Genomic DNA, 7,100 nt, shown 5'->3' on the forward strand with positions numbered 1-7,100 from the left:
GGAAAATGAATATGAAGTTTGTCTTCCGGGCGTGGCTGCGGCCAATAAAAAACTCCCCAAAGCGGGGAGCGTACAGATCAGAACTGAAGCAGGACGCCGACCGCTGCCGACAGGGCAATCCAGACGATCGGATGCTTTTTGATTTTCGTCGTTAAGAATAACAGCACGGCGAACAGAATAATATTTTTTAACGGAAACAGATCGATCAGACTGCCGGATGCCTGAAAGGCGCTCAGATTGATGACGGAAACGTTGACCAGATTCAGCGCGGCGCACAGGATCAGCGCGGCGACCGCTGGTTTCAGCCCTGTGAAGATCGCCTTGACGACCGGACTGTCGCTGAACTGCTTTAAGAAATGCGCGATGATGATGATAATGACGATGCTCGGCAGCACCAGTCCCAGCGTCGCAACCAGCGAACCGGGAATGCCGGCGGTGGTAAAGCCGGTGTAGGTCGCCATGTTGACGCCCATCGCACCCGGCGTTGATTCCGAGATCGCAATCATGTCGACCAACGTCTCTACGGTAAACCATGTGTATTTTTCCGCCAGCTGGTGTAAAAACGGGATGGTGGCTAAACCGCCGCCGACAGCGAACAGACCGATCTTGAAAAATTCAAGGAATAACTGAATCAGTAAACTCATGCCTTTTTCCCTCCCAGCTTATATTTTAAGAATCCAAATAAGCCGGCCCCCAGCGTGATGAAGACGACTGAAATGTTGGTAAACAGCGACAGCACAAACGCGAAGATAAACATCGCGACGCCGAAGCCGTCCTTGACGCCGTTTTTGATCAGCTTGTAGACGGAAGTCAGCACCAGGACGCACACGCCGACGCGCAAACCCGCCAAAGCATGCTGGACAATCGCCAGGCTCGCAAAGTTCTGGATGAACGCCGCGATGATGATAATGATGACCAGCGACGGGAAGACGAAGCCGAAGGTCGATACCAGCGCTCCCAGCACGCCTTTTTGATAATAGCCGATAAAGGTCGAAACGTTGACCGCAATGATGCCCGGCGTGCATTGACCGACCGCGTAATAATTGGTGATTTCATCGTAGGTCGCCCATTTTTTCTTCTCGACGATTTCCGATTCCAAAAGCGGAAGCATCGCATAGCCGCCGCCGAAGGTGAACAGCCCCAGCTTGCTGAAGGTTGCGAATAATTCCAAATAATCCCTCATGATTCTGCATTTCCTTTCTTAACCAGGTGACAAATGACCGGATAGTGATCGGATGGATATAATCCGTTGAAACAGGTGGTAATGATCCGTGTTGAGCGAACGTCGAAATCCTCGCTGACATAAATATAGTCGATCGGCAGGCGATCTTCCTTTAACCGGCCCTTGCCATAATGCAGTGTGTTGAACGCTGCCGAGGAATCATAGACCGGTTTGAGCCGCAGCCGATTTTCCGGCATGATCAGAAGCTGCAGCGAGCGGCTGGACATCGTGGTGTTCAGATCGCCCATCAGGATTAACGGACAGGCTGTTTCCTCTTGAAGCCGCTGCATTTCATCAATAATCGTGCGGATTTCAAAGGTCCGGGTGTAGGCCAGCAAATGATCCAGATGGGTGTTGAAAACGCGGAAGACTTGTTCAGTTTCCAAATCTTTCAGCTGCGCCATCGTGCAGATCCGCGGAAAAACGCTCGTCCAGGTCCGGCTGCCGGCTTGATCCGGCTGTTTTGACAGCCAGAACGTTTTTTCCCCAAGCAGTTCAAAGCGATCTTTCAGAAACAAAATATCGGAATGTTCGTTCATGAACTGCCGCCGGCGATTGCGCGCCTGACCGACGAACTGGTATTGCGGTAAAAGCGCCTGCAGCTGTTCGCGCATCACGTCGCTTAATTCCTGGACGCCGATGATATCCGGCGAGGTGGAAGCGATCAGATTGCGGACATACTGCCGGCGGGTATCCCAGCGCAGATTCTTCCGTGTAAAGAACATGTCATTTTTTAAATTGAAGGTCATTACCTTTAAACAGGTCATTTCATCACCGCCGTTTTTCATTATACTCAAGTTTGCCGTGATTTACAAAGCAAAAGGGATGAAAGATTGTTTCTGAAAGAGTTTCACAAAAAGTTCACAGGCGCTAACCAAAAAAATTTATAGCTGAAGAAAATTTCTGATCGAATTGTAAGCGCTTAATCCTGCGCAAAATGTCTTCTATCACCTCCGTTGAGCGCGTTTTTCAGGTTTTAACCGAAATAACATTTAGACAAAGCGCGGGGAGTGTCCAAATGGAAATATTGACACGACTCTGGAATTACGCTAAAATGTGAATAGTCAAATTAAACGCTTACAAAGGGAGGAATTACACTTATGGAAATTGTAAATGTTCGTATTGACGAAAGATTGATCCACGGTCAGGTTGCAGCTGTCTGGACGAATACGTTAAACGCTACGCGTATCATGGTTATCGATGATATGGCAGCGAAGGATGAAATTCAGAAAATCGCCCTGAAGATGGCTTGCCCTTCAACGGTTAAACTGTCGATTCTGCCGGCTGAAAAAGCAGCGGAAAGACTGAAGAGCGAAGCTTACCCGACGGATCGGATCTTCATCGTTCTGAAAGGCCCGAAAACGATTAAGCAGGTTGCGGACGCCGGTTATATGTTCCCGGTTGTCAACGTCGGCAACATGTCCAACAAGCACGGTTCGACGCAGATCAAGCGTTCGGTCAGCGTTACGCCGGAAGATGTCGCTGCATTCAGAGAGCTGAATGACAGAGGCGTCAAATTTACAGCGCAGATGGTTCCGACAGAAGAAAAAATCGACTTCATGCCGCTGATCAAAGACCTTTAATCAGGTGAAACTGTAAATTAAAATCAGGAAGAACAGTCGCGTTTCGGGCGAGCGATCGCCGGGGCGGCTGTTCTTTTTTTGTTTTTTCGGACATTTTCAGAAGGCTCCAGGATACAACGCAGGACTTTGACAGTCAGGGCTGGATCTGTATAATGTAAACAGAGGACGTCTGAGCATCGCTCAGGCGGATAGAGGAGTGGGAAGAAATGAAAGTTTTGGCGAGTGATTTTGACGGGACATTATTCTTCAAAGGGACGTTCAAGCCTGAGGATCTGCGGCAGATTCGGGCGTTCCAAGGGCAGGGACACCGCTTTGGTTTGTGCACCGGCCGGCCGCTGCCCGGGGTAACCGAGCCGATTCGCGGCGTTTTGCGCTGTGATTTCATGATTCTGAGCAGCGGAGCGCTGATTCTGGACGATAAAGGAAGAACAATTTATAAAGCCTGTATTGATCATGATACCGCTGTTCAGGTTGGGCGGATGTTTGACTCAAAGCTGGATTTTTACTATCAGACCTGCGAAGGCACGTATTGCCAACGGCTGCCGGACGGTCAGATTCCGGCGTCAGCGTCGATTTTAACCGCGATTCCTTACCGGATCTTTACCCGCATAAGTGAGTTGCCCAGTGATATTTACGGATTATCCTTGTATGCCAAAACCGACGATTACGCCCGGCAGATCGCGATGAAGATCAATACGCAGTTTCCCTCGCTTGCTGCATTTCAAAATGAGGAATGGATCGACGTCGCCCCGCGCGGTTGTTCCAAGGGGAAAGGCATTGAAATCCTGAAGTCCCATTTGGCGTTGGATACGATAGCCGGCATCGGCGATTCCTATAATGATATTCCGCTATTGCGGACGACGTCGCCAAGCTTTACGTTTCATTCCTCCCCCGCCGCAGTGAAACAGGAAGCGCAGATCGTAGTGAATTCGCTGGCTGAGGCGGTTGCGATTTTGATGCGCCAATAAATTCTCATTTCAGCGCATCATCCGGGAAGAAAGCGTCGGAAGAGAAAGGCTGTCAAATAAAAAAATCCGCGGATCTGCGGATTTTCTGTTTATTTCTCTTTTTTCTGCATTTGTTCTTTGATGATGGTCAAAGCCTTGGGCGGAACTAAATGCTTATCGCCGCTGTAGGTGATGACGGTAACGAAGGCCATCGGCATCTTTTTCTTTTCAAAGTCCTTGATGCTTTTATATCGCACGACTTTGCCGCGGTTGATAAAGGCGCTGTTGCTGTAATAGAACTTGTACTGGATGTTGGCCATGAAGAATTCCGCCAGAAACAAAAAGAAGATCAGAACGCCCAGCGCGACGGTCGTGTAATCCTGAATGGTATACCCGTAAATTCCGGAAAGTACGCCCAGAATCGACAGGACGATATAGGCGATTTTCGGCCCTTTGGAAAAATCCATGCACTGATATTTGGAACTGATTCCCCCCGCCGCGGCGATCGCTTCGCGCGCGTCCTTTAATTCTTTCATTCGCGAGGCGAAGATCAACACCGCCACCACGGTTATAAACGCTACAATCCACATGCTTTTCTCACTCCTCAATTTATTGCTTTCTGTTTTTCCTTTCCATTATAACAAAAATCCAGGAAAAAACGAGGAAAAATGCAGAATTGTCGCGCATCGGTTATGATTCGTGGGAAGAGGGAGGGAAAGAAAACCGGATCAGTTGAAGGCTGGCCGCTGATTTGAAGGCTGTCATGAATCTGAGATAGTCTCGAGGGTTTTCAAGACGTGCTGTTCTGGGTGTCGTCACCGCTTGAAATACGTTGAGCAACAGTTTCTCAGGTTTTCCCTCGGTTTCCGCTTCACAAACCCGCATCGCTTTGATTCTATTGTCCGCTTGAACTGACTTGGAAAAAATAAAAGTCATTCTACCCCAGCGGATATCCGCGGCTCAACAAAATCCTGCATGATTGATATTGTATAAAAGGGGAAATAACTCCCCCATGGGAAAATGATGAACCATTATCCGCAAAGTGAAAAGAACGTTTATGGGATGCTTAACGTTCTCTTTCGAAATAAGCTTCAATTTTGCGTGTATTCTTTTTGAATGTTGAAAAAGGTCGGACATCACAGATTTCAATAATGGAGAAGGACATGGCCGGGTTCCATAAAGCGAAATGAAAAGGAAAGGACAGACGAATTAAGTTCGGCTTGTTCAGCGGTGGTTAGAGCCGGAATTTTTCCGTTTCTGAACCGTATAAAATAAACAAATGGCAACGTTGAATCAGAATTGACAGAGAGCCTGATCTCGCTGTTTCTGATCGGTGACGCTGCTTAGAACCCGATTCCGCAGCGGCTTTTCCAAGTTCAAGTGTCTTGAACAGTCCCATTGTTTTTTTACGAAGGGGCATGCGGTTTCAGCAGCGCTTTTGGATTCTGGTCGAATTTTGAATGACGAATACAGGGAATTTTGTTATAATGAAACGCAAGAGGTGAAGAACATGGAAGAAATGAGAGCGAAACTGTGTCGGATCGCCGATTTGCCGCAGTCGGGGAAGCCGGTCGTTTCGATTAATATCAAGCCGTATGTTTCGATCATCGTCTGCATTCTGGTCGGAATTTTGATGATCGCCGCGCAGTTTGTCTGGATTGTAGGCGCCATTCTGATCATTGTGGCACTGCTGGTTTTATGGAAAACGCCGGATTACACCGTGCTGGAAGCCTATCCTGATTATTTTGTGGTTTATACCCGGGGCGACGAGGAGTTTTGTCAGATGGTGCGCTGGGATGAGGTACAGGAATGGGTGTTCCGCCAGGGCAAGGCCGGCATGGATATGCTGGTGATTCGCGTCAGTGAAGAAGAATTTGTATTCATCAACGCGTACAGCAGTACGAAACTGGTGCATTGCTTTAATAAGTTTATTCCGGATAAGGAAGCGCATCGGCAGCAGCAAGCGAAGATGAAGAACTCGCCATTCAAGTGGCCAAAGAAGTGGGGCAGAAAGTAATAAACGGACGCTCGCGCAAGCGCGTTCGCTGGAGGTTATTATGAATATTGATGATTTGATTATTAAATATGGTCTGACGATCGGCCGCCGGTTTACCCGCAAGGAGAAGAATTTCTTCTGCAACGAGATCGGCAAGGATTTCCAGGCGCTGGGCTATTCCGTGCGCGGGGCGATCGGAAAGAAAAAAAGAACCAGGGGGATGAATTTGATGATCGGCAACGTCGGCAAGGCGAAGACGATCTTCGTCGCGCATTACGACACGCTCAATCACGATTTCGGCAATCCGATCCGCTATTTTCCGCTGGATGGCAACGCCAGCTTTTCTTCCTCGTTTCTGCCGATGAACACGCCGGCGATCTTAAGCATGGTGCTGGGGCTGATCCTGCTTCTGGGATTGGGACGGAAGATCAATTTTAAGGATAATCTGGCGATGTCCGTGTTAATTCTCGGCGTTTTAATCGCGCTGGTCGTCGTTTCGTTTATGATGACGTTTCGGATCGGCAATAAAGTCAATCTGAATCGGAATACTTCCGGAGTCATTGCCGCGTATCTGATCGCTCAGCAGCTGCCGGAAAAGCTGCGGGATAAAGTGGCTTTTGTGCTGACCGACGGCGGCAACGGCACGCATGTCGGAGATTATATGCTGCGCGACGCGCTGCCCAATACGATTAAGGACCGCAATGTGATCATTCTGGACTGCGTCGGCAAAGGCCCGCGCTTGGGTATCGGCTATTTTGAAGCCAGCAAGACCAACGCTGAAAAGCTGGAAGCGATCGTCAAGGCGAAAGATCCGGAAGCGAAGCTGCACACGAGCCTGGTCGATGAGGATCATGTAAAGTATACGTCGTTGTCCTTCTATGAAAAGGGCATGATCGTCTGCCGCGGCAAAAACCTCAACGGCTCGCTGATCGTTGAGAACACCGCGACCAATCATGACGACGAGGTCGAACGGGAAAAAATTGAAGCGCTGGCGGCGGATTTGACGGAGCTGGCCAAACAGATTTCATAACAGGAGCAATCCTGTTTTTTTTGGCTCTTTCAAAAATAGTGTTGGTGAGAGAAAAACCGAAACAAGAAAGACGCAGATGAGTTCCAGAAATGGGACTCATTTTTAATTGAGAAAACGGCAGGGAACTAAGGTGTTAGAAATAAGTAAAATGCGGGTCTTAAATTGAATGAAAGAACGATAACCGAAAGCCAGGCGCTTGATGACCTTAATCAGATTATTCGTACCTTCAATCATGCCATTAGAAAATGAGTAAGTCAAGGCGTTGATCACTGCCTCTTTCCGTTCCACTAAGGACTGAATGGCGGTATTCATGGGCTTGGAG

At 48.5% G+C, this 7,100-nt stretch carries 9 protein-coding genes; 4 read left to right on the forward strand and 5 right to left on the reverse strand.

Annotation, left to right across the window (positions count from 1 at the left end; genetic code table 11):
* Positions 1 to 77 precede the first annotated feature (77 nt).
* The 3 genes from BQ7364_RS12580 to BQ7364_RS12590 are packed head-to-tail and all read right to left on the reverse strand — an operon-like array spanning position 78 to position 2,010.
* The gene (locus BQ7364_RS12580) at positions 78 to 644 is read right to left on the reverse strand and encodes a chromate transporter (RefSeq protein ID WP_072685037.1); all 567 of its coding nucleotides are present in this window, start codon (positions 642 to 644) and stop codon (positions 78 to 80) included.
* Positions 641 to 1,183 carry a chromate transporter gene (locus BQ7364_RS12585; protein WP_072685038.1) on the reverse strand — a complete coding sequence of 181 codons (543 nt, stop codon included), beginning with the start codon at positions 1,181 to 1,183 and terminating at the stop codon, positions 641 to 643. The genes BQ7364_RS12580 and BQ7364_RS12585 overlap by 4 nt, the downstream gene beginning before the upstream one ends.
* A complete protein-coding gene (locus tag BQ7364_RS12590; protein WP_083538585.1) occupies positions 1,180 to 2,010 on the reverse strand; it encodes an endonuclease/exonuclease/phosphatase family protein in 831 nt (276 codons plus the stop codon). Before BQ7364_RS12590 ends, BQ7364_RS12585 begins: the two co-directional genes overlap by 4 nt.
* A gap of 312 nt (positions 2,011 to 2,322) precedes the next feature.
* On the opposite strand from BQ7364_RS12590, the gene BQ7364_RS12595 reads away from it, so the two are divergent.
* Entirely contained in the window at positions 2,323 to 2,805 is a 483-nt protein-coding gene (locus BQ7364_RS12595; RefSeq protein ID WP_072685039.1) for a PTS sugar transporter subunit IIB, read from the forward strand.
* Positions 2,806 to 3,011: 206 nt separating this feature from the next.
* Positions 3,012 to 3,773, forward strand: a complete 762-nt coding sequence (locus BQ7364_RS12600; RefSeq protein WP_072685040.1) for an HAD hydrolase family protein — start codon at positions 3,012 to 3,014, stop codon at positions 3,771 to 3,773.
* An 89-nt stretch (positions 3,774 to 3,862) separates the two neighbouring features.
* Here BQ7364_RS12600 and BQ7364_RS12605 read toward each other — a convergent pair whose 3' ends face one another.
* On the reverse strand, positions 3,863 to 4,342 hold the full coding sequence (locus BQ7364_RS12605) for a hypothetical protein (RefSeq protein ID WP_072685041.1): 480 nt from the start codon (positions 4,340 to 4,342) through the stop codon (positions 3,863 to 3,865).
* A 920-nt stretch (positions 4,343 to 5,262) separates the two neighbouring features.
* Between BQ7364_RS12605 and BQ7364_RS12610 the strand changes: the two genes are divergently transcribed.
* Entirely contained in the window at positions 5,263 to 5,769 is a 507-nt protein-coding gene (locus BQ7364_RS12610) for a hypothetical protein (protein WP_072685042.1), read from the forward strand.
* 40 nt (positions 5,770 to 5,809) lie between these two features.
* Entirely contained in the window at positions 5,810 to 6,778 is a 969-nt protein-coding gene (locus tag BQ7364_RS12615) for a hypothetical protein (protein ID WP_072685043.1), read from the forward strand.
* A gap of 102 nt (positions 6,779 to 6,880) precedes the next feature.
* On the opposite strand, the gene BQ7364_RS12620 is transcribed toward BQ7364_RS12615, so the two are convergent.
* On the reverse strand, positions 6,881 to 7,100 hold a 220-nt coding region (locus tag BQ7364_RS12620; RefSeq protein WP_139248638.1), incomplete at its 5' end, for a transposase.

Source organism: Holdemania sp. Marseille-P2844, assembly GCF_900120005.1.
Classification (GTDB): domain Bacteria; phylum Bacillota_I; class Bacilli_A; order Erysipelotrichales; family Erysipelotrichaceae; genus Holdemania.